A 24,455-nucleotide genomic window follows, 5' to 3' on the forward strand; every position below is an offset into this window, starting at 1 on the left:
TAGTGTAGCAAATTTATGTATGATAGCACAATTTATTTGAATATCAAAATTTTATTCTTCCATATTATTCTTCATCTCCATGAAAAATCTACTATTCACTTTCGCTATTCTTTTAAAATCTACCTTTTTAAAAATACAAACCTAATTATTAACTTATATTCATATCATTTTACACAACACAAAACCCTCGGTTCAAGAACCGAGGGTTTTAATATATCCAAACTTATCATTCAGATATCAATTATAAAGTTATTTATCTCTTATTCCCACTCAATGGTAGCCGGTGGTTTAGAAGTAATATCATACACGATACGGTTAATATGTTTTACTTCGTTGATGATACGTACGGAGATTTTGTCCAACACATCATACGGAATGCGTGCCCAGTCAGCTGTCATGAAGTCAGTGGTGGTTACACCGCGAAGTGCCAAGGTGTAATCGTAAGTACGGAAATCACCCATAACGCCAACAGTACGCGTACCGGTCAATACGGCAAAGTACTGATTGATGGAACGATCGAGTTTTGCGTTCGCAATTTCTTCACGGAAAATTGCATCTGCATCACGAAGGATGTCGAGTTTTTCAGGCGTAATTTCGCCCATTACACGAATGGCTAGACCAGGACCTGGGAATGGTTGACGCCATACTAAATAGTCGGCTAAGCCAAGTTCGGAACCGAGTTCACGTACTTCGTCTTTGAACAAGTTGCGAAGTGGTTCGATAAGGCCTTTGAAGTCAACAACTGCAGGCAAACCGCCTACATTGTGGTGACTCTTGATAACTGCAGCATCGCCCGCGCCGGATTCGATAACGTCCGGATAGATGGTGCCTTGTGCCAAGAAGTCAACGGCGCCGATTTTACGGCCTTCGTCTTCAAATACGCGAATGAATTCTTCGCCGATAATTTTACGTTTTTGTTCCGGTTCTTCAACGCCTGCTAAGCGACCTAAGAAACGGTCGGATGCATCTACACGAATGAAGTTCATGCCGGAGTCTTTGAACGCCGCTTCTACTTCGTCGCCTTCGTTTTTACGCATCAAACCATGGTCAACGAAGATACAAGTCAACTGATTGCCTACAGCTTTAGAAATAAGTGCTGCCGCTACGGAGCTGTCTACGCCACCGGACAAAGCCAATAATACTTTGCCGTCGCCAACAGTTTTGCGAATGTCTTCAACCGCGGTTTTAGCGTAGTTAGCCATTGTCCATTCGCCATGGCAACCGCATACTTCGAATAAGAAGTTGTGAATCATTTCCTTGCCGTGTTCACTGTGAAGCACTTCCGGATGGTATTGCATAGCGTATAATTTACGTTCCACGTTCTGCATAGCCGCAACTGGGCAGTTAGCCGTATGACCAACGATTTCAAAACCTTCCGGCACGGATGCTACATAGTCAACATGGCTCATCCATACGGTTTCGTTTTCGCTGAGACCTTTGAACAATGGGGACTCGGTATTCACTGTTACCGGGGTTTTACCAAACTCGCGAGCATCAGCGGATTTAACTTCGCCGCCCAAAGTGTGTGCCATAAGCTGCATACCGTAGCAAAGGCCGAGTACCGGAATACCCAATTCGAACACTTCCGCTTCAATGCGAGGCGATTTTTCTTCGTAAACACTGTTAGGGCCGCCTGTGAAAATTACGCCCATCGGGTTCAATTCTTTAATTTTAGCAACCGCTTTATCATATGGATACACTTCGCAGTAAACGTGGTTTTCACGAACGCGACGTGCAATCAACTGATTGTACTGACCGCCAAAATCGACAACGATAATAAGCTCTTTTTGGTTCATTATGCCCTCCATTAATGTAACAACTGCCTATGTTTACGCTTTTGTCAAAACTTCAAAATCATATTCATAGCTACATTTAAATAGTTCTATTACGTATTTATTCAATCTATTATACCATAGAAAGCAAGGTCTCGCCTAACTTATAAAAAATAAATTCTCAGTTTAGTCCATCACAGACAAACAAAAATAGAGGCAATCATAACCGCAGTTACAGTTACCTCTATTTTAAACTAAGGTGGGGCGACACTCCCACATCTCCTACTCAAAGGTCTTACACCTTATCCGGCGACGGCTGCCCGTTCCGTCCTCTTATTTCTGCTTATACATAGATTATATCACAAACCTCTATCGAATCGACACGTCTTCCCCGGCCAAGATATGTTTCATGGTGCGAGCCGGGCACATTTTACCGCACATGGTACAAGTGCCTTCGCATTCCGGTTTACTGGATTCATAGTAACGGCGAGCTTTTTCAGGATCGATAGCCAATGAAATCATGGTATCAAAATCCACTTCCGCACGGGCTTTACTCATGGCATCGTCCCAAGCCTGAGCGCCCGGAATGCCTTTAGCCAAATCCGCTGCATGAGCGGCAATGCGCGTAGCAATGATGCCTTCTTTCACATCTTCAACGGTTGGCAAACGTAAATGTTCAGCCGGGGTTACATAGCAAAGGAAATCGGCGCCACACGAACCGGCAATGGCACCACCGATAGCACTCGTAATATGATCATAGCCCGGCGCAATATCTGTAACCAACGGTCCCAGCACATAGAACGGGGCATTATGGCAAAGGCGTTTTTCCAAGGTCATATTGGCCGCAATTTCATTGAGCACCATGTGACCCGGACCTTCAATCATAACCTGCACATTATGTTCCCAAGCCCGCTTAGTGAGTTCACCCAAAGTGATGAGTTCTTCAATCTGAGCTGCATCAGTGGCATCGTGGGTACAGCCCGGACGACATGCATCACCAAGGCTCAAGGTTACATCGTATTTTTCACAAACTTCGAGCAAACGGTCATAATATTCGTAGAACGGATTTTCCTGCTTGTTCATTTCCATCCAAGCAAAGAGTAAGGAGCCACCACGGGATACTATATTAGTCAAACGCGGATTGTCTTTGATACGTTGTGCCGTTTTTTGGTTCATACCGCAGTGAATGGTCATGAAGTCCACGCCATCTTTAGCGTGTTGTTCAATAACGGCAAAGAATTCATCTACCGTAATATCCTTCAAATCTTTATCGAGCATACCTACCGCATCATACATCGGCACAGTACCAATCATCGCCGTCGACATATCGACTAACTTACGACGGAACTCTTGGGTTTTGCCAAAATTCGACAAGTCCATGATAGCTTCTGCCTTCATGGCAATGGCGTTGCGCACTTTTTCCAATTCTTCGTCCAAATTATTGTGTTCCGGCGACACGCCAAGGTTTACATTAATTTTAGTGCGGCAGTTCTTACCTACCCCTTCCGGCGACAAACTGGTGTGCATTTTATTAGCCGGAATCGCTACCTGACCGGATGCTACGAGAGCCATCAAATCGTCCAACCGCATCTGTTCTTTTTCAGCCACCGCTTTAAGTTGCGGTGTCACCAAACCGCGACGCGCCGCATCCATCTGCGTCGTGTACTCCTCACTTTTTGCCAAGCGTACATCCTGCATGTTTACTGTAAATTTCGAACTATTCATTTTAGCCTCCTCTGCGCTATACCTAAGCGCGAATCCATGGAAATATATTAAAAAGATATCTCCTAAAATAGGTTATACGCAAAAAAGCCAAAATAAAAAGCTCATCCACGCGGATGAGCTTTAAAAGTCCTGTACAGCTTTCCTACGTCGGCATTATCCGAATCAGGTCAAGGGTCAAGTGTTCACGCACTTTTCTCAGCCATAAGGCTCCCCTAGCTTTTTTGTGTATTTCTTACATTATAGTACAGGTTTTTGTAAAAAACAACTATATATAAAAATTAGCAAATTCTAAAGCCAACTTCAATTTTATGTATTAATCACTACGATTTGCATGTAAATGCCCTTACATGCGGATATCGGCATACTCAGGACGACGGTCAAATTCTTTTTTGGCAAATGGGCATAGCGGCATAATTTTCAAGCCCCGTTCGCGTGCCTGTTTTACAATTTCAGCCACTAATTGGCCGGCAATGCCTTGACCACCGTAGTTTTCATCTACCAAGGTGTGGTCGATAATCCAGAATTTATCGGATGGCGAATAGGTGCTTTCACCGATATTTTTGTCACCATCATAGGCAGCGGCTCTGTTTTTATCCGCTTCATGTACAATTTTAATCATTTACGAACCTCCTGTTGTATTTAAGACTAAAGACTAATAGCCGGTATAAAAATCTTATTTTTCCGTATACGTAAGTGCACCGGACGGACACTGATCAATAACCGCTTTAATCTCTTCGGTCGTACCGTTTTCCGGCATAATCCACGGTTTACGACTCACATCAAAAACATCGGGCGCCCCATTTACACATTTAGCTGCATGCTGACATAAATCAGGCTTCCAATGAATCACTAAACTTTCAGTTTCATATGTTTTTTCAGCCATACAATCCTCCTATAATTCTGTCACACGGCCAAACTCCCACTTAGGATATTAAAATTTAACTACTCTCTACTATTTATTATACTGTAAAAACGGCCAATTACGCACTAATTAATACTAAGACTAGACAATTTTTAAATTGTGTCTTCAGCTAATTAATAATCCACTTTTGTTTTAACAAAGGTATTATTTCTAAGATCAACAAAGGCCTGTTTAACTTCGTCTTCCGTGTTCATTACAATCGGACCCGCCCAAGCAACCGGTTCATTCAAAGCCTTAGACGCGATGTACAATACTTGCGCCGGTTTATCGCCGTTTTTAATCGTAACGCTATCGCCTTCAGTTAATTTAACGGCGGTTTTTTCTTCAATATGTTGACCGTCTACTTCAATATCGCCAATCAAGGTGAAAAGCATAACCGATTCATCTTTGCCCATGGTCAACGTAATTTCAGCGCCTGCTTCGAGCTGGAGATCATAGTAGTTGAGCGGTAAATGTTCACCCACATAGCCCTGATGCTCTTTGTACGAACCGGCTAACAAGCGAAGTATGCCGCCTTCAATCGGAATTTCCGGAATATCTGCTCGCTTAATACCATGATAGCTTGGTTTGCTCATTTTATCTTTTTGCGGTAAGTTGAGCCAAAGTTGAACGCCCAATAAGCGTTCGGACGCCGGTACTAATTCTTCGTGCAAAATACCGGAACCTGAGTTCATCCATTGCACTTCGCCATCCGTAACGGCTTCTTCATTGCCGAGGCTGTCCTTATGCACCATTTTACCGCGTGATACATAACTGATTGTTTCAATGCCACGATGCGGATGCATTGGGAAACCTGCCGTATAGTCGTCCGGATTTACACTATCAAACGAGTCCAACATTAAAATCGGATCAAACTCTTTAATTGTCTGATTGCCTAATACACGCACTAATTTTACACCGGCTCCGTCAATTGTCTGAAAGCCTTTTACTGTTGTTTTAACGGTTCTTTTCATCCGTCTTACCTCCAATTTTTCTTAAAATTGCTACTAAATCTTCTTTTTCTTTTTCATCAAGCACGGAAAGTACATCCTTTATCATAGTTATGTTTTCCGGTGCCAATTGACTGATAATTTTGTGACCTGCTTCAGTCAAATGCAGGATTGATACGCGGCGGTCATTTTTATCCGTCAAGCGCTCAATATACTTCATTTTTACTAAATTATTAACAATAACCGAAATTGTACCGACACTGCTCAAAATGTGCTCACGCACGGCACCCACCGTAAGATCGCCCTTGCTGTACAAGGCTTCCAGCACCATGAACTGGCTAAACGTCACTTCATACTTAGCTGCCAGGTCCGCCGTCAGTTTATCGAGCATATTGACACTTCGGTGAAGGCCTACTAACGCTCTCATTTCTAAACTCTTCAAAGCATCAACCCCTTCATACGATGTTTTGCTAAAAATACTATTTCGTCAACCTTTGGAGCCGTGGGATTCAATCCCCCCTTCTCCGACGAGGTGGACATATAAATTACATTAGATTATATAGATATGTTTCAATTATATCTAATTAGATGTATCTAACTAGATATATTATAATCTAAAACTTTCGATTTGTAAAGACCCCTATGACAAGTTGTAAAAATAGCGCCGTAAAATAAGAATAAAACCGCGAATTAAAAGGCTTTTCCACCACTATCGACTTTGATTTTATAGCTTACTTGTGTTATACTTAACGTACAAAGAGAGTTATTAACGTGTAGCTAGCGTTAGGCTCATCTAAATGCTTTGAAATGATAAACCTAACGTGTGAAGTACCGCTAATACTTCTTTTACGTTAGGTTTATTTCTTATCTTTTAAAAGAAATAATTAATACCACAAGTGTAGCAAAAGCTATCATTAAAGATAAGGCTTCATATACAGTCATAGTATCACCGCCTTTCATGGCGATGAACCTAACTCACGTTAATAACTCTCGAAATATAGTATAGCACTAATCAAAAACAAAAGGTACATAAAATATGCATGATTTATGTTGCATATTTTATGTACCTTTTTTGTATTCATGTCCAATTATTGCAGTTTTAGATTTATAGGACAAATTGAACCGCTCTTTGGTTTTACGTCCTATTTCACTTTTCAAATCAGTCTTTCCGCATCATGAGCAAATTACCATTGGCATCAAAGATGCCGGTGTATTTTTCACGAGCTCCCTCAATATGAATATGAGCTCGGTACATATGCGCATCCACATCGAATTCATAGATTACACTCTTATTGACTTGCCCCTGTTCAATCGCCTTGGCCTTTTCATCAGCAATCTTGTAAATTTGTGTTACTTTTGAAAAATCGATGCTTTTAATAGGCATGATATTATCGTCCATATTGCCGTCACCGGTGAGCTGCACCGGTTCCGGACCAGTCCACTTGCCATTAATATAGGTATAATGGTCAACCTTGTCGGTCGTATCCGGCTTTAGCACATCAAGGTCAATGACATTCCCTTCACCATCAATGTCCGATACAGTCACATCTTGGAACAGCTTCAAATCTTTACCCTTGAGCTCCGGCATTTCACGAAGATCAGCCATGGCTTTCGTAATAATTTCCGGGTCCGTGAAAATGCTCGTATGCGTCGTATTAGTCGTTGCCGTCTCATTACTGCAACCGGCGATGATTACTACTGACAGAATCATCATAAGAAAAGCTACTATTCGTTTCATAAGTCACCTCTAATACAGTATCCCTAAACAATTCATTGCTGTATCAATCGTCCCTAAGATTGAATGTCAAAAAGGTCTAATCATGATTATATTTTATATTAAAAATGACTCATTGACAATTCATAAAATAACGTTCCGTGAAATTAAATTTTACTTCACCGTCGTCAGATAGCGCCGCAAATCTTCAATGGCCCGCTCTTTGGCAATAATGCCGTGGGCATTCCAAAGGACCGGATTTACGTTTAGGATATGGCCGTCTTTAACGGCCGGAATGGTTTGCCACAAGGGATCCGCTTGCAGTTCTTCATAGTACTTTTGAGCAGCCCCCGCATTACCGCTACTGCTTGGTCCGTAGCCACTGGCTACAATCAAGTACTCAGCCTTAAGCTCCGGCAACATTTCGAGGGATACCACATTCGTATCCCCAGAATCCTGCGCCACCAACATCGGGTCCGGTCGCAAATTCAAGAGTTCATACATGAAGCGATTAATATCGTTCGTCGAATACGGATACAGGCGCACTTCTTTGCGCATAACGCGTAGCAATGCTACCGGTGCATTCCCAATATGAGCCTTAATCTCCATGCGAGCTTCTTTGACGCGGTCATAATAGAGGTGTAAACGGTCTTCAGCCTGTTTTTCACGATGAAGAATACGACCTAGTGCGAGCAACGTGACCTCCGTATCTTGCAATCTTAACGCCGCTACGGGTGCAATTTTGCTGAGCGCCACATAAGTATTACGGTCAAAAAAATCACGCAACAGAATCAAATCCGGCTTTAACGCCTGCACCTGTTCCATGTTGATGGCCTTGATATTTTCATTAATGCTGATGGGTTCCACACCCTCGGCCGTCAATTCGTCATGGAGGTAAAAAGTCGGCGGATTATACGCCCCCACCATAGGCGCCCCCAAGGCCGCCATAGGATCCTCCAAACGAATCACCACAACCCGTTTGGCCTCTTTAGGAATTACGGTGGTACCGTATTTATGCTTTAAGATAAGCTGCCCATCCTGTTCCGTGAAAAGAGCGTCCGCCTTCTTTTGAACTTGTACTTTTCGCTTTGCCAGTTCCGCATCAATCGCCGCCGATGCATCACTTCTAAGCACATTCGGGTCGAATAAAGGCTTCGCCTTCGCCGTTACCGCCGCCAAACTTGGTTTGATAGACCAATTCACATCCTCAAAACTGCATCCGGCCACGAGCAATATAGGTAAAAATGCCATTACCATAGCAGCCTTTCGCCAAGTTATAGGCTGTACCTTGCGCACATTCGCTTCCGATACGATTTGTTCCAAGGAATATTTACTACATCCGGTTATGGATTGCATTAACGGTTTCAATCGTCTGCGCCCGGTTACGGCTCGCATCAACGTTTTCAACTGTCTCATAAAGAGCCTCCCACGTTTTGTGGAATGCAAAACGGCAAGCGTGTAAGCGGGTCTTTTATAATCATGGCGGTTATGCCGAACACATCAGCCAACATTTCGGCCGTAAACACCGCTTCCGGCGAGCCTTCAAAACGCACCGAGCCATCTTTCATGGCAATAATATGATCCGCAAAGCGAGCTGCCTGATTCAGTTCATGAAGCACCATGATAATGGTTTTGCCATATGTCTTATTGAGTTCAGCCACTAATTGCAACACTTCCAATTGATGCGCAATATCTAAAAAGCTGGTCGGTTCATCTAAGAAGAGGATTTCCGTATCCTGTGCAATAGCCATGGCAATCCATGCTCGTTGCCGCTGCCCACCGGATAAACGATGAATCGGTCTGTCCGCCAAGTCTTCCAAATGCGTTACTTTAAGAGCCCAGTTAATAATATCTCGGTCTTCCCGCTTCATCCGCGTGAAAACACCGTTCTTATACGGCGCTCGGCCATAAGCGATGAGCTCACGAATGGTCAGCCCTTCCGGTGCCGTCGGATGCTGTGGCAAAATAGCAATCTTTTTTGCCAACACCTTCGTGTTTTCTTTATGAATATCTTGGCCGTCCAAATACACCGTACCACTCATAGGTGTAATAATACGACATATTGTTTTCAGAAGTGTCGACTTGCCACAACCGTTCGAACCGATTAAAGCCGTTACTTTGCCACGCGGAATGGTAAGGTTTAAATTGTCGATGATGACCGTTTTGTCATAACCCGTGCGCAACCCTTCTATCTGAATATCCGTTTTTTTAGAATAATCCATTGAAGATTCGTTCATGCCAGATTGACTCATTGCAGATTGCTCCATTGCAGACCGGTTCATTGCAGAATGATCCATGACTTACCCCCGTTTCCGTGCCAAAATAAATAGAAAATACGGCGCTCCGATGAGAGCTACCACGATGCCCACCAGCATTTCATCCGGTGCAATAATAACGCGGCCAACCCAGTCGGCCGTTACCAAAAGCCATCCTCCGATTAACGCCGTCAGTGGCAATACATAGGTACAATCGGCTCCGATTAAACGCCGGGCAATATGTGGTGCCACGAGCCCGATAAAGCCGATGCTGCCGCCAATGGCCACACAGGTGGCGGCTAAAATAACAGCCAAAATTAAGAAGCCCGGACGACTGCGTTTGAGCGACACCCCAAGACCGATGGCTGTTTCATCGCGGAGCGTAAGAATATTAAGGGTTGTCCGATTGGCATAGAGTATAATCGCCAATACGACGACCACAGCTCCTAAAATTAACACATGCGCCCAGGTGTTGCCCGCAATATTCCCGATAATCCAAGTATTGACCTGATTAAACTTTTCAGGCGACAAAAGAACTATTAGTAACGTTTGCAAGGCATGAATACCGGCCGTCAAGGTAATGCCGCTGAGCACCAACGCATAAGTACCGCCCGCTTCGTTTTTACGCATAGCCAAAGCGTAGATGCTCCCGGCCGCCACGAGAGCCCCCATGACTGCCACGATCGGCAATGACCATATGGGAAGACCTTGGTCAATCGGTGTAAGAAAAATTAATATCATGACACCGAGACCGGCCCCTGCATTGACACCAAGAAGTCCCGGGCCGGCCAATTCATTACGGGTGAGTTGCTGAAATACAGCCCCCGACAAGGCTAAGCCCATACCGATTAAAACAGCGAGTACCGCTCGTACCAAGCGAAAATCGAAGACTACCGTATTTTCTTCCGCCGTACCGCCCCCTAACAGAATAGCCAATAAATGGCTGTGCGAATAATAGGTAAAGCCGGTACTCACATGGAGAAAGAAGAACAGCAATAAGAGCACCAGAAATACGGTGCTATATACTGCGAACTGTTTTTGACGAAGTGTCATTACCGTGCCCCCTTTCGATTCGCTAAGTAGAGGAAGAACGGTACGCCGATGAGCGCTGTAATGGCACCTAACGGTATTTCAAAGGGAGCTGCCACACTGCGAACTACCAAATCGGCCCCAACCAATAAAATGGCCCCCAATAAAGCCGTAATGGGAATTACCTTGCGATAATCAATGCCCACCAATTGGCGAGCCATATGCGGTGTCACGAGGCCGACGAAGCCAATAGGCCCCGCAATAGCCACGGCGGATCCGCAAAGGATTAATACCGCTACACCGGCCAAAAAGCGAATGCGTCCCATGTGGCCACCAAGACCGATAGCCATCTCCTCGCCGAAGCTAAGAAGGGTTACGGATTTTGACAAACTAACTGCCATGACTACACCTATCAAAGTCCACGGCCATAACAAGAGAACTTGTGGCATACGCACGCCACTGATGCCACCGGCGGTCCAATAACTCAAGTCCTGCGCCACATCAAAATAGACTACCAAGGCCTGTGTAATGGCCAATAATACGGCGCTCACAGCCGTACCGGCTAAGGCGAGAAAAACCGGCGACATCCGGCTGCCGTTGCGATTGGCCAGTGCCATAATGATGACCGTCGCCAAAGCGGCGCCGCCAAAGGCAAATAATACGGCTACATTTAAGCTACTGTCCGGCAACAAAATCATAGCGACCGCCAAACCTAAGGCAGCACCGGAGTTGACCCCCATTATAGACGGACTGGCCATGGGATTATTCGTTATCCCCTGCATCAAAGCCCCGGCTACGCCAAAACTGATACCGCAGGCCACGGCCAACAGGAGTCGCGGTACGCGCAAGGTTTGCACCAATAACTCGTCTACCTGTGAAGGGTCATAGTTTACCAGCGCCTTCCATATTGTCGGCAAAGGAATATGGCGTGCTCCCACGGTGAGTGAATAACTCGCCAACAGCACTAGCCCGACTAGCAATAAGAGGCCCAATAGCCAGGGTCTTCGATTCCAATTCATGTATTACCTCGATTAGAAATCAGCAGAAACGGATAAGGTAAAGGTACGGCCTTTGCCTAAGTAGATAGCATTCGTCGTGCTGCCTTGAAGGGCATGCCATTTAACGGTATCGAGTACGTTGTACACGTTGGCGCGTACAGTTAACGGGGTTTTGTCCCAAGTAAATTTATAACGAGCACCCAAGTCCCAACGAACCCATGGGCTCGTGCTGAGGGTATTGGCCATATTTACATAGGCCTTGCCGTTATAGGTCAAGCGTGTATTAACGGACAAGCCTTCCACGCTCTTAATGTCCTGTTCTACGCCGATAACGCCACTCCAACGCGGTACCCCCGTAGCCTGATTGCCTTCGTAACCGGCATAGGAAGAGGCCAAGGTAATGTATTTAGCATCCATGAAGGTAATACCGCCCAAAATACGCGTACCTTCACGAGGTTCACCGAATACGCTAAGTTCCACACCGCGGTTACGCTGTTCACCGGCTAAAGAATAATAGTTGTCATCCGTGGTGATAAAGCTTGGGTTTTTCATGGTAAAGGCACTGATGGTAGTGGCGATTTTGCCAAAATCAAATTTAGCCCCCACTTCATACTGCGTCGTTTTATACGGTGCAAACGTTTCACCTGCATTTTCCGTGCCATCCGGCGCCGTTTCACCTAAGGATAAGCCCTGCGCATAGTTCGCATAAAAGGACATGCGATCAGTCACTTTATGAACGATGCCAAAAGTTGGCGTAAAGGCCGTTTCATCATAACGGTTCGTGCTCTTCAACGTGCTGCCACTGTAGCTGTAAGAGGTGTCTTTTACCTGCTGAATACGACCGCCGAGAATAAAGTTCCAACGGTTATCGGCCGTGGAGATAATATCGTTAATACCTACACTTTGCTGCACGCGATTATCACGAATCAAGTACGGACCATAGCTGCCGTCGGTATACGTTTGCCAAGAAGGACTATAAACATTAGTTGTGTACGTTGGCGTTACGGACGGTTTATCTTCGTATACTTTGTAACGAACTTGGGATGCGGCGATACTTACTTCATGAGACAAAGAGCCGGTTTGCAAATGACCGCGAACGCCAAATTCACTGGAAATAGCCTTATTAATCTGGCGATTGTGTACGTAACTAACGCGAGCATTACCGTTTACATTGTTCAATAAGAAACGGTTAGATAAGCCGTCCTGAGAGGTATTACGCATACCAAAGGCGGCCCAAGCGGTCCAATCATCGTTAAGGTCATATTCCCCTTTCCAAAGGGCAAATTTCTCAGTCACGCGACGATAGGTATCCGGTGCCCCGAACGTAGCGTCATCGCTCACACTCGGCAAGGCTGTAAGCTTATTGGCCGTAGCCTGAGACATGGTTACCTGATACTGAGGATTTTCAATATCGTTATAAATATAGCCCATGTCGAGGGAAGTACGCCAACGTTCCCCTTTGGCGTCAAAACCCATAAATACGGTGTTGGCACTGTTAGATTCATTCTTGTATGCATCTTCCTGGCTGCCACGGTTTAAGATGTTGAGACGAACCCCGTATTTACCGTCGTTAAAACGGCGGCTCATATCGAGTTGTTGTGTGAACTGATGGCCCTCACCGTAGGTCAACGTCACGGTATTTTTCGGCTCATCACCGGCATGTTTCGTTACATAGTTAATAACGCCGCCTACCGTATCATTTGGTGCCATGCCGCTGAGCATCGCACTCGGGCCCTTTAGAATTTCTACATTTTCAAGGTACTCAATACCCGTATAGTAACGCGGTGCAACGCCGTAAATACCGTTCAACTGCACATCCTGCTGGGTCGTTTTAAAACCGCGGATACTCCATGCATTGGACGCTCCGGACAAGGTTAAATCCGTAACCGACGGATCGTTCGCCACTACGTCGATAATATTGCTAGCCTGCTGGTTCTGCATCGTTTCTTCGGAAATGGAAATTACATTAAACGGCACTTCCATGAAGTCTTTTTTGCCCAAAACGCCAATACTGCTCTTACGAGATACCTGACCGCCGGCATAAGTGTCTTCAGACGCTGTTTCTGGCTCCGCCTGCTCTACTACAGGCTCTTTCTTTTCTTCCACTAACGTAACTTTACCCAAGTCCTGCAAATTACTGTAATCACGGGCCGCCTCTACCTGATTACCGGCCGCAACAGTCCATAAACCGCCTAATACTAAGGCGCCCAACACACGACCGGCCAGTACGGCTTGGCCTTTTTTCACACGCACACCATTTGTCTTCATTACCGAGGTCTCCTCTCTCAAAACTCAAGCTATACAACACCGTATAACTATACTGCACACAAAACCACAATCGTCTTTTAACAATCAATATAACTTAGCATCACTAATTGCTATTAAAATTTCATATTCGGAACTTGAAATTCAACTTTATAGTATAAGAACGGAAAACAGGAGAGCGACCTACCTGCCCTCCTGTTACGGCTTCCTTTACTAGCAACTGTCTTAAAACCATCCTGCCAAACTAATTCAGTTGCTCATTAGATTTTAACTAGCTGCCAAACTCAATTTTCCCTTCGGAAACAACCGGCTCACCGTTCACCGTTTTAGGGCGGTATGCACTGCTGCGCGCCTGTTGCAACGCCCAGCGATCTAACGAACCGTTACCACTGCTGCTGATAATATCTACATCCACAGCTCGACCCGCTTCATTGATCAATACATATACCACGACATTACCTTTACCCGGTAATGAACGGGGTCCTAAATATTCCGCATCAATGACGATATCTCCGGCCGGTTCAGTACCTTCGCCGCCGGCAACGCCGCCTTGACCGCTACCGCCGCCACTACCGGTTCCTTCGCCGGCTTCACTGCCACTGCCGCCGCCCGAACCGGATGATTCACCGGCATACGAACCGGTTGCAGCCGGTGCTACCGGTGCCGCCGGTACTTGCGGTGTATCTTTTTTGATTACCTGTTCTACGGGCACACCGTTTTTAATATCCGCAATCTGCTCTTCGGTTAACGGTGCCGGCGGTTGTACCGTCGACTTTTGCGGCGCTGCTACAGCCGGCCCCGCCGAAGGACCCGCATCTCCGACTACACTGATGGTAATCGGCGTCTTATCGGGCACGAGTTCCGTTTTTTGCAAAAACGACCACACCATACCGCTCATCAACGCCACATTGATAATCACGGACGTCGTAATCGCCATGCGCCAGCGATTTTTATAAATATGAGCAAACGGCGACGTTTTTTGCGTTACCTCTTGTACGTTTTCACTCATACTATCACCTACTTACTTTCGGTAGCTACGGCAATCTTATTGAGCTGCATATTTTTGAGCGTATCCAAAACTTGAACAAATTCACCATACTGCGCACGTTGGTCGGCTCTGAGAATAATCGTTAAATCACCGCCTTTAGCTTTTTCAGCTTCAAGACGTTTGGCCATACCGTTCAAGTCGTACGCATCCTGCTCTACATAAATTTTGCCATCCGCCGTGATGGTAATCGGAATCTTACGCTGCAAATCAACCGAACTGGCTGTGGCTGTCGGTAAGTTCACAGGCATGGATTTTTGCACGACCATGGACAACATACTCATCATGAAAAACACTAATAGGAAGAATATAATGTCAATCATGGGGATAATCATAAGCTTTGGTTTATTAGTTGTACGAAGGCTTCGGATATTCACATTAAGCCTCTTTCGCTACAACATCAACGGCCGCATTCATATACACATTACCGATTTCTTCCATATCGGTAATAAGACCGTCTTGTTTATGCACCAAATAGGAATGGATAACGAGGGCTACGATAGCCACAACAAGGCCTGTTGCTGTAGCAATCAACGCTTCGCCCACGCCGCCGGTAATAGCGAATGGCTGACCGTCGGATACAGATAACACGCTGAAAGAGCTGATCATACCGGTAACCGTACCGAGCAAACCGAGGAGCGGAGCCAAGGTAACGATAGTTTCCAAATAACTCAAGCGAGCACGTAAGCGACCCGCAATGGCACCGGCTGCGCCCTGTAACGCGGCATTTTTGGATTTAACTGTGTCGCGGTAAATAGCCGACGTAAGCATTTCGGCTGCCACACCGCCATCTTCGGCACACAAAGCTTCCAAACCTTTTTGATTATTGGCTGCCGTTAACACAGGTACTTCTTCGCGCAAACGATTCATATTGGATTGCGCTGCACGATAGGTGCGCACCCGTTCTACCAAGATAGCGATAGCTATAATCGAGCAAAGTAACAACGGATACATTACTAATCCGCCTTGGTGAAATAATTCTAATAGTTCCATGAGATACTCCTTTGTTTAAATAAAATAATCTATTAATCACCGCCTTAAAGTCGGTCATTTAACGTTTTAAAATCACTTAACATACAGTGCCGGCCAATAATTTATAATTTTAAATTTACCGAGCCCATCAACTTCACGACCTAACCTTTTCAAAAAAATTTTAGAAGCTATGTTCCACACCTACTACATAATGGCGTTCCGGCATAGCATACGCACCAACCGGATAGTTATACGGTTCTACTTCATAGGATTCATTGGTTAAGTTCAGGCCCTGCGCGTAAATCTTCGTGGAATCACTCAATTTATAACTTACGTTCAAGTCCCAGTTAAAATAGGAGGAATCCGTGTAATAAGCGGTTGAACGACCGGTTACATAACGGAAGTTGTTGGATACGTACCAACGATTCTTTTCATAACTTACTTCCAAGCCATAAGAGTTCGGATGACGGTTCTTATCGTCATTTGTCATACCGCTACCGGTATCAACACGTTGACGCAAGAAGTTGTAAGATGCACGAAGTTTCCAAGCATCATCCAATTTATAAGTAGCGCTCAAGTTGAGACCTTGGCGTTTTTCTTTATTTACGTTGTAGTACACTGTTTTGGCAATGCTTGTATCCCATACCCAATCAAGAGCATCTTTCAATTTGCTTTCATAGATGCTGGCCGATACGAGTAAACGATCGGATACTTGACTGTCAATCCCTAATGTTACGGTATACGATTTTTCCTGTTTCAAATCAGGGTTACCAATCCAGTACGGGGAGTTAGCGTATAACATCTTAAGAGTCGGGTTATTAACGGCCTGGCCCCAAGAAATGTAAGCATGGGTATTTTCATCGAGTTTTTTATTCAAACCGATATGAGATGCCCAGTCACCGCCGAATGTATCGTGATGTTCATAGCGAGTGCCAAGGTTAGCGGTCCAGCCATTGCCGAGTTCCCATTTATCTTCCACATAAGCCGCCTTCGTTTTAGCCCCTTTGTTAAAAGAAACACCATCATTGGTTTCGTCGATATCTTCTTTGTTAAAAGTAGCACCACTGATTAAGGTATGGTCACCAAGTTTCCATGTTTTTTGGCCTTCTAAACCAAACATAGTCAAGTCATGTTCATACGGTGTGCCGGCAAACGGTGCATCCGCTTTTTCAGTATTGCGGTAAGCACGTACGAACGTGCCGGAATCGGAACCGAAGTTATAGGTCACGCCATAGCTCATGTCGGTTGTATTACTCTTCATGCCGGAACCGTAAGCAACACCGTTTTGTGGATCGCTGAGGTAAATGCCGAAGCCGTCTTTACGATGGCTATAGGAGAAATCTACCATCATGCGGTCATCATCAAAATAATGGTCAAAACGAGCCGTTACATTATTACGGTTAATGGAACTGTCCGGGAATTCATGAGAATTACCGTTGCTGTCTTTATAGTGATAATTTTTTTGACGCGTTTTGCTGTAGGATACGAAGTACGCATTACTTTCATCACCGCCTTGCGCCGTAATACCGGTTTTCCAGTAACCCCAGCTGCCGACTTCACCTTTAACGGTCGTCTTTTGACCCATAGTACCTTCTTTGGTAATGATGTTAATAACACCGGCTACGGCACGTTCACCGTAGAGCGCGGAGTTAGGGCCTTTTACCACTTCGATACGTTCAATATTTTCAACCGGGAACTGGTCGATATCGATGGCATTATTGGCACCGGATACAATTAAATGATCCCAGTTCATTTTACGGCCGTTTACCATAACGAGCACACGGGTGTCACCGTTAAGTTCAGGGTACGATGCAAAACCTTTCTGAACTACCGGCACATTATTGGCTTTCAACGCATCAGACACACTATTGTAGTTGCCTTGTTCAATTTCTTTAGCCGTAATAACGGTCGTATCCGCCGGAATGTCCACTTTTTCTTCCGATAAACGACTGGCTGTTACGAGCACAACTTTCCCTAAATCTTGCAAATTGCTTTCATCGTAGTCGGCGGCCCACACACTGCCGCTCGTAGCGGTAATTACCAAAGCTGTCAAAACAGCTTTACTTACACCATTGCGATGATTCAATTTCATTATTTTACCTCCTCGAATCCCTGAGCAATTCTCTCCAGGGCATCTACCACACGACCGTTACCATTGTTAACATCCGCAAACGGCACGGCTATAATGCGCCGCTCCCGAATAGCACGCATATTACGCAAATTCGGATCTTTTAACAATTCGGCAATCGCCTCCTCAGCACTTGGCGTACGATTACCTTGACTTACGGTCACAAACACAATTACATCCGGGTCGAACGCCAACACACGTTCCGGCCCCACAACTGAAATCTGTCGGTCGGTCAGGTTATGACCGCCCGCTTTTTTGACAATGTCATCCACAAGATAAACCGGTCCGTATAAGCTATAAGTACTATGCCCATGGGCTTGTAAAATAATGACATTTGGCTTATAGTTCCGTTGATTTACTTGTTCAGTCACTTTTTGCACTCGCTTTTGTAATTGTTCTTTATAGGCACTTGCCCGCTCCGGGACCTGAAAAAGCTGTCCCATATCATCAATAAAGGGATATACTGTACTCTCCATAGTCGGCTGATTCTTACGAATCGTAGCAGGCACAATATATACACCGATATTTCGTTCATACCACTGCCGCACATCACCCAGTGCGGCCGGCGTAAAATGATGTGACCAGCCCATAAGTAAGTCAGGCTGCAACGCCATAACCTGTTCACGGCTGGGCACATAACTATTCGTTACCAAAGGCAAACGACTATAGGTCTCGCGGTATCGCTCCGGTTCTTCACCGTAAGGCTCTACCGTACCGACAATTCGGTTCTCGAGGCCCAAATCAATGAGTAATTCCGTCGCACCGGGATACGTAATAATCACACGACTCGGCGGTTCTTCATATTCAAAACTCATTGGATTTCCGTCACTGTCAAAATTTCGAATAACGATACCGCCTTGATTGGCACTTACCTCACCAACAGGTTGCCAGCGACCGTTAGTATACGCAAACCACACGACTAATACTAAGGCACTAAGCGCTACCAAGCCGATTAAGCGCCGACTCCATCGCTCCCACCGGGACATCATGGCGAATCACCCGAATTCCCAATCATGCTCTGCCTACGATACGTCACAATCGGCGTGCCGTCGTCATGGGCCGACACAATCCCTTTCACATCATACACATCACGAATCAGCTCTTCGCTGATAAGTTCTGCCGGGGAACCGTGATTCACGAGACGTCCTTTTTTCATGATAAAAATCTCATCACAAAAGAGCGAAGCCAAGTTCAAATCATGAAGTGCGGCAATGACGCCAACACCAAGACCTTTAATCACTTCCAACAGTTCCAATTGATAGGTTATATCCAGATGGTTCGTCGGCTCATCTAAAATTAAGTACGACGGTTGTTGGCAAAGCACACGAGCCAACATGACACGTTGCTGCTCACCGCCGGATAACGAAGCAAAGCTTCGTTTAGCTCGGTCCCACATTCCAACCTTTCGGAGGGCCTCCATGGCAAGCTGTGCGTCTTCTTCCGTGTCATCGTCAAAACCTTTTTTATATGGCGTACGACCCATCATTACAATTTGCCACACCGTAAAATCAAAGTTGACCGCATGAAACTGTCCCATCACACCGATTTGCTGAGCCGCTTCGCGAAGCGGAATCGCCGCCAATGGCGTACCGTCAAAGGTTATTTCACCCTGCTGAATGGGAAGGACTCGGTATAAATGTTTCAATAAGGTCGACTTGCCGCACCCATTCGGCCCCATAAGTCCTACAAATTTATCGCCCGGAATGGTGAGTGATAAATCATTTAGAATTTGATTGTTACCGGCACGGTAGCTAAGATTTTTTACTACAATTTCTTTCATACCAGCCTCCTAACCGCCAAAATTCCGACTTGAACCAAAGAGAAGTTTCATAAAGAGCGGCGCCCCCATTAAGGCTGTCAAAATGCCGATTGGCAAATCGCCGGCCGGCAACAGCACACGAGACAGTAAATCGGCCAACACAAGGAAAATGGCACCACCCAACACAACTACGGGCAGCAACCGCTTATGACCGACACCTACAAAGGCACGCGACATGTGAGGAATAACGAGCCCCACAAACCCGATAATACCGCACTGCGAGACGAGCACACCCGTTAAAAGCGCCATACAAGCCATATAGATGTACCGTTTACGCGTCGCATTAATCCCCAGTGTAACCGCCATTTCTTCGCCCAGTAGTAAGGCGTCCAAGGCACGCACCTGGGATAAAAAGTAAACAGTCATACAACCGACCACGAGAGCCGGCCAACCAAGCATGGACCATTTCGCATCGGCTAGCGAACCCATTGTCCAAAACGCGGCACTTTGCATGCCTTCCGCATCACCGGCCATGTAGATAATAAAATTGGACAAAGCCGTACATAAGGCACTCACAACCGCACCGGCCAAGACGAGCTTGACCGTCGAGCTGCGTCGCCCCATACCGGCCAAAGCAAGTACTGCCAGAGTTGCCACGATGGCACCGCCAAAAGCCCACAGCGGCACCCCTACATTAGCGGCTCCTAATAAATGACCTAACAGAATCGCTACAACTGCCCCCACCGAGGCACCGGACGCAATCCCCAAAATAAATGGTTCCGCCAGCGGATTTTGCACCGACGCCTGCATAATCGCACCGGATAAAGCCAGTCCGGCACCGACTAATGCGGCCAATATGACACGAGGTATGCGAATATCCCAAATAATATCCGTCATGGCGGGTGGCACCGACTCAGGCACCACGCTCCCCGTTAATTTTGCACTTATTACCGTCATTACTTGCTCTGCCGAGATAGTTACACTGCCCAAGGCTACTGCGGCTATAATTGCGCATAATAAAAAGGCAGTCAGAACCGGTACGGCCCAACTGCCCAATGTTTCAGTTCGATGCTTCGTAGCGGTCTGTAACTCTTGCAGGCGTTCTTGACGTGTCATTAATTCGACATCGTTCATCAACTACCCTCATTTCGTTATGACATAAAAACAGGTCAACAGTATACGTCCCTGATTCCAATAACACTTACCTGAAAATATGAGGTACTATTACATATCGGCTTACTCAAGCCAACTGAAATCGTCGCGCAGTGCTAACCTTGTCGAAAGAGGCCAAATTTTTGGCTACAAATATTACATTGTCCTATGCTACTTAGCATTCGTTTATTATGTATTAAAATTTATAGAATTGAGAAAAAATTCTTCTATTGCATACATTATTTTATATAAAATGATAGTAACTGTCAATACTAACTCATGAAAACTTCCTTTAAAACACTATATATAATCTTATTTTTCAAAATTACCCTTCAACTTAAGAGGAATTAAAATTCAACTTCATCTCATTATCATTAAGTTTGTAAACCTTCACTTCAAAAATTAAGATAACAACTCTTGAATTACTACTCAGTAATTTAAATAAGCTCCATTCCGACAATAATTATCACAAAGAAAAACCGATGTATTCTGTGAAAATACACCGGTTATAAAACCAACACGTTCTCCTATATGCCTAAAAACGCCCCTCAAAAATAAAAGCGATTAGCATCATATCTCAGGTTCCCACGCAAAGCTTATTTACCTTACGAAAGCCCTAAAAATCACTACTAATCGCCTAATCCATATTAACTTGTACTTCAACTAAATATTCACCATACTAGTCTCTATCAACTTTGATACGTTCAATAGCACCAACGGGACAAATCTCATAACAATCGCCGCAACCGATGCAGCCGCTGCCGATAAAAAACTGCTGCGGTTCTTCCACGATAATCTGCACCGGGCAATCCATGGCACAGGCTCCGCATTTAACGCATCGCTCACCATTCACCACGAAACGCCAACTTACCGCATCCTTAAGTTCGGTCGGCAGTTCTTCCTTACTGTTCATTATTTCACCAATTCTTTAGACGCCGCTACAACAGCACGCACCACTTGAGCCACACCATCTTCATCATTAGTCGGCGCCAAATATTTGGCCGTTGCTTTCGTCGTAGCCTCACCATTGGCCATGGCAAACGATACGCCTGCATACGCGAGCATCGTCAAATCATTGTTACTGTCCCCGATAGTCATTACCTCATCGGCCGTAATCCCCAACTTATTAGCCAACGCTTCCACCGCACGGCCTTTGCTGATGCCGGGTTGTACAAACTCCAAATTACCTTCACTGGACTGAATAATCGTAAAATGATCGTCCCCTTCAAAATGCTTCAGAATAGCCTGCTTTTTCTCTTCCGTACCGTAGAACAACTGGATTTTTTCCAAATCCATGCCCGTTTCCACAATATAATCGCGCAAATTCGGCACCATTGTACGACTGGCCTTCATGAGCGGAACCAAATGCGGCGATAAATTAGCGGCAAATTCCTCCATCTCATTGGCCGTGCCGAAAATATTCTTACCGCCATACGCTTCAATATACACATCAAACGGCAACAACTCATCCAATAACCGCAGCCCTTCTTCATTACTGAAAGACTGATGGAAAATCACTTTGGACTCGCCATTCTTCTGCTCTACAACTACAGCCCCGTTACTGCAAATATATTCCTCAATCTCCGGTAAACGATGCAACACCTCGCCCATCTCACCGAACGCACGACCGCTGGCTACCGCCACCGTAATACCCTCAGCCATCGCTTCCTTCATAGCCTGCACCGTCACATCACTGACATGCTTATCCGTATCAACAAGCGTTCCGTCCACATCCGAAACAATCAACTTAATCGGCTTTTTCAAAAAACTCTTATCAAAAGTTGTAATATCCGTCGCCATGCAAAACCTCCTCTAATTTCTTTCTTATAAATACACTTATTAAGTGTTTAATCCCTTTATTAACTACTTTTTATCTTAGTACCTTTAAATTTTATTATAGCATATCTTAATGTGCCTTCCGACTAAATAATTCTTAAACAAAGTCCTTTAATAAAAAAGGGGCCTATACCTTTCTTGCTCCTAGCCTACAGCTTCGCTGATAGGAAAAGTCGCATCGAAAGGTATAGGCCTCCTTTTCTACTCAGAGTACATTAGCCTTTTTTAGAATTATTTAGTCCGGCAAACTTAAGATATGATAAGGGGGGCGTGTGTGTGATAACTACTCCGTAGCGAGCGAAGCAATGCGGAAAGCCCCTAAATAACACCTGAGCCACGCCACCACCGCTCATTACGCTAAAAACCATCACACTCCCCGTAGCGAGCGAAGCAATGCGGAGAACACCTAAATAACACCTGAGTCACGCCACCACCGCTCATTGCACTAATACAAAACCACATCCCCCGCAGCGAGCGAAGCAATGCGGAAAGCCCCTAAATAACACCTGAGCCACGCCACCACTGCTCATTGCACTAATACAAAACCACATCCCCCGTAGTGAGCGAAGCAATGCGGAGAAGCCCTAAATAACCTCCACACTCCCTTCCCCCGTATAAAGCGATTCGGCCACTGCAACTAAATAACCTCTGAGAAACGGCGCTATCGTACTCCGGTCACCAAAAAGAAGCATATATCTTCCGAAGCGACCTTTCCTATCAGCGAAGCTGTAGGCAGAGAGCGAGGAAGATATATGCTTCTTTTCCCCAGAGCCCATAACGGCTCAGACGCTATTTAGTAAAACGGCCAAATCGATTTATACACCGCCTCCATGCCCGACTCCGGCACTATATGTTTCCACCCGTCATAGAAATCTCCGGCACTGGTAATTACGCCATTTTTATCATAAACAGCATAAGAGAAATATTTTATAATCTTTGCCCGACGAGCCATGACAACAAGAAAAATATCTGACGCCCCATCCGGATACTCCATCTTAACCCATACCCTGGCATGTTCAGCATTTATTTCAGCACTATCCGTATCAACAAACAGCATCGTGCCTTTAACATTCTTGCCAATATAATCCCAATTAACAGCCAATGAAGTACTGTTTAAACCGAATAGCCCTAATAAACAAAAAAATATAAAAAATATACGCATTAATCTCATGGTATTAATCTCCGCCAGCTAGCATACAACTATAACAATCGTATATCAAAATTCACACCTTAACATTTACCACAATAACGAATAAACCCATTCCATCGGCGAATCCGGCACAATAGCAAGCCATTCACTATTGACAGCCCCCGCTTCTAAAACCTCACCGGACGCACCGTACTTAATCCGCGAAATAACTTTCACCGTGCGCGACTCCCGATCCATCCCCATCAAATAATAAATAGTCGTACCGTCAGCACTACCTTTTCGAACCCATAACTTAGCCTGTAAACTCGTCTTTTCAAGACTTTCATTATCGATTAAAAAAGTATCTTTATTAGCACTTTGACCAACATAATACCAATCGGCGGCAGACGAAATATTCCCTATCGATAAAATCCCCAGCAATAAAAATACAGCTAAGCAAACACGCAAATATCTCATTTTACGCCCCCTATTCCCCACACTCTATATCATCACTTATAATTATTTCAATTATACTACAAAAATTTCTCACAGATATATATTTATTTTATATACTTCAAGAAACTCCACCTAAAAAACACATCCGTAACGAGCGAAGCAAAGCGGGCTACGCCTAAATAATTCCCGAGCGTACGGCGCTATCGTTCCATGAGAAAAAAATAAACCATCCTCCAAAGCGCCCCCTGCCTGCAGCATAGCTGCAGGCAGGGAGCGCTTCCACCTCTTTCTCTCCCCGCTCCTAAATAATTTCTGAGCAAAGCCGCTAGCGTTCTCTGAGTAGAAAGACAGAAGACCCCTTCTGCCGCG

23 protein-coding genes and 1 riboswitch are annotated in these 24,455 nt (G+C 45.2%); all 23 genes read right to left on the reverse strand.

Translation table 11 applies throughout. The annotated features are described in order from the left end of the window. Positions 1-260 precede the first annotated feature (260 nt). Positions 261-1,796, reverse strand: coding sequence for a glutamine-hydrolyzing GMP synthase (gene guaA, locus MXE28_RS05355; RefSeq protein ID WP_127057944.1), 1,536 nt, complete (start codon positions 1,794-1,796; stop codon positions 261-263). Positions 1,797-2,141: 345 nt separating this feature from the next. Next, positions 2,142-3,497 (reverse strand): phosphomethylpyrimidine synthase ThiC, encoded by a 1,356-nt coding sequence (gene thiC / locus MXE28_RS05360; RefSeq protein ID WP_206512514.1) that lies wholly within the window; start codon positions 3,495-3,497, stop codon positions 2,142-2,144. Positions 3,498-3,619: 122 nt separating this feature from the next. Next, a riboswitch (TPP riboswitch) is annotated at positions 3,620-3,721 on the reverse strand. 119 nt (positions 3,722-3,840) lie between these two features. Then, a complete protein-coding gene (locus MXE28_RS05365) occupies positions 3,841-4,116 on the reverse strand; it encodes a GNAT family N-acetyltransferase (RefSeq protein WP_021842360.1) in 276 nt (91 codons plus the stop codon). A 54-nt stretch (positions 4,117-4,170) separates the two neighbouring features. Next, positions 4,171-4,380, reverse strand: coding sequence for a (4Fe-4S)-binding protein (locus MXE28_RS05370; RefSeq protein ID WP_127057945.1), 210 nt, complete (start codon positions 4,378-4,380; stop codon positions 4,171-4,173). Positions 4,381-4,532: 152 nt separating this feature from the next. Beyond that, positions 4,533-5,372, reverse strand: a complete 840-nt coding sequence (locus tag MXE28_RS05375) for a pirin family protein (RefSeq protein WP_226974310.1) — start codon at positions 5,370-5,372, stop codon at positions 4,533-4,535. Further along, the gene (locus MXE28_RS05380; protein ID WP_127057947.1) at positions 5,356-5,790 is read right to left on the reverse strand and encodes a MarR family transcriptional regulator; all 435 of its coding nucleotides are present in this window, start codon (positions 5,788-5,790) and stop codon (positions 5,356-5,358) included. The genes MXE28_RS05375 and MXE28_RS05380 overlap by 17 nt, the downstream gene beginning before the upstream one ends. A gap of 717 nt (positions 5,791-6,507) precedes the next feature. After that, positions 6,508-7,086, reverse strand: a complete 579-nt coding sequence (locus MXE28_RS05385; RefSeq protein ID WP_127057948.1) for a hypothetical protein — start codon at positions 7,084-7,086, stop codon at positions 6,508-6,510. A gap of 150 nt (positions 7,087-7,236) precedes the next feature. Further along, complete coding sequence (locus tag MXE28_RS05390) at positions 7,237-8,478, reverse strand: ABC transporter substrate-binding protein (RefSeq protein WP_247239910.1); 1,242 nt, start codon at positions 8,476-8,478, stop codon at positions 7,237-7,239. Then, the gene (locus MXE28_RS05395) at positions 8,475-9,359 is read right to left on the reverse strand and encodes an ABC transporter ATP-binding protein (protein WP_247239911.1); all 885 of its coding nucleotides are present in this window, start codon (positions 9,357-9,359) and stop codon (positions 8,475-8,477) included. The genes MXE28_RS05390 and MXE28_RS05395 overlap by 4 nt, the downstream gene beginning before the upstream one ends. 3 nt (positions 9,360-9,362) lie before the next feature. Further along, positions 9,363-10,370: an iron ABC transporter permease gene (locus MXE28_RS05400; protein WP_127057949.1), complete on the reverse strand. Its 1,008-nt coding sequence runs from the start codon at positions 10,368-10,370 to the stop codon at positions 9,363-9,365. Further along, positions 10,370-11,365, reverse strand: a complete 996-nt coding sequence (locus tag MXE28_RS05405) for an iron ABC transporter permease (protein ID WP_226974306.1) — start codon at positions 11,363-11,365, stop codon at positions 10,370-10,372. The genes MXE28_RS05400 and MXE28_RS05405 overlap by 1 nt, the downstream gene beginning before the upstream one ends. A 12-nt stretch (positions 11,366-11,377) precedes the next feature. Further along, the gene (locus MXE28_RS05410; protein WP_127057951.1) at positions 11,378-13,612 is read right to left on the reverse strand and encodes a TonB-dependent siderophore receptor; all 2,235 of its coding nucleotides are present in this window, start codon (positions 13,610-13,612) and stop codon (positions 11,378-11,380) included. 268 nt (positions 13,613-13,880) lie between these two features. Continuing rightward, a complete protein-coding gene (locus MXE28_RS05415) occupies positions 13,881-14,618 on the reverse strand; it encodes an energy transducer TonB (protein WP_247239912.1) in 738 nt (245 codons plus the stop codon). Between the two features lie 8 nt (positions 14,619-14,626). After that, on the reverse strand, positions 14,627-15,031 hold the full coding sequence (locus MXE28_RS05420; RefSeq protein ID WP_021840787.1) for a biopolymer transporter ExbD: 405 nt from the start codon (positions 15,029-15,031) through the stop codon (positions 14,627-14,629). Between the two features lies 1 nt (position 15,032). Continuing rightward, entirely contained in the window at positions 15,033-15,647 is a 615-nt protein-coding gene (locus MXE28_RS05425) for a MotA/TolQ/ExbB proton channel family protein (protein ID WP_226974305.1), read from the reverse strand. Positions 15,648-15,807: 160 nt separating this feature from the next. Then, positions 15,808-17,718: a TonB-dependent receptor gene (locus tag MXE28_RS05430; protein WP_247239913.1), complete on the reverse strand. Its 1,911-nt coding sequence runs from the start codon at positions 17,716-17,718 to the stop codon at positions 15,808-15,810. Beyond that, positions 17,718-18,743, reverse strand: a complete 1,026-nt coding sequence (locus MXE28_RS05435) for an ABC transporter substrate-binding protein (RefSeq protein ID WP_206512516.1) — start codon at positions 18,741-18,743, stop codon at positions 17,718-17,720. Before MXE28_RS05435 ends, MXE28_RS05430 begins: the two co-directional genes overlap by 1 nt. Further along, positions 18,740-19,534 carry an ABC transporter ATP-binding protein gene (locus MXE28_RS05440; RefSeq protein ID WP_127057956.1) on the reverse strand — a complete coding sequence of 265 codons (795 nt, stop codon included), beginning with the start codon at positions 19,532-19,534 and terminating at the stop codon, positions 18,740-18,742. The genes MXE28_RS05435 and MXE28_RS05440 overlap by 4 nt, the downstream gene beginning before the upstream one ends. Positions 19,535-19,543: 9 nt before the next feature. Then, a complete protein-coding gene (locus MXE28_RS05445; RefSeq protein WP_226974303.1) occupies positions 19,544-20,647 on the reverse strand; it encodes an iron ABC transporter permease in 1,104 nt (367 codons plus the stop codon). 697 nt (positions 20,648-21,344) lie between these two features. Then, the gene (locus MXE28_RS05450; protein ID WP_127057957.1) at positions 21,345-21,578 is read right to left on the reverse strand and encodes a 4Fe-4S binding protein; all 234 of its coding nucleotides are present in this window, start codon (positions 21,576-21,578) and stop codon (positions 21,345-21,347) included. Further along, the gene (locus tag MXE28_RS05455) at positions 21,578-22,465 is read right to left on the reverse strand and encodes an HAD family hydrolase (protein ID WP_127057958.1); all 888 of its coding nucleotides are present in this window, start codon (positions 22,463-22,465) and stop codon (positions 21,578-21,580) included. Before MXE28_RS05455 ends, MXE28_RS05450 begins: the two co-directional genes overlap by 1 nt. A gap of 829 nt (positions 22,466-23,294) precedes the next feature. Beyond that, positions 23,295-23,672 (reverse strand): hypothetical protein, encoded by a 378-nt coding sequence (locus tag MXE28_RS05460; protein WP_226974302.1) that lies wholly within the window; start codon positions 23,670-23,672, stop codon positions 23,295-23,297. Between the two features lie 66 nt (positions 23,673-23,738). After that, positions 23,739-24,107, reverse strand: coding sequence for a hypothetical protein (locus tag MXE28_RS05465; protein WP_127057960.1), 369 nt, complete (start codon positions 24,105-24,107; stop codon positions 23,739-23,741). Positions 24,108-24,455: the final 348 nt, after the last annotated feature.

Source organism: Veillonella sp. KGMB01456 (assembly GCF_023051165.1).
GTDB lineage: Bacteria > Bacillota > Negativicutes > Veillonellales > Veillonellaceae > Veillonella_A.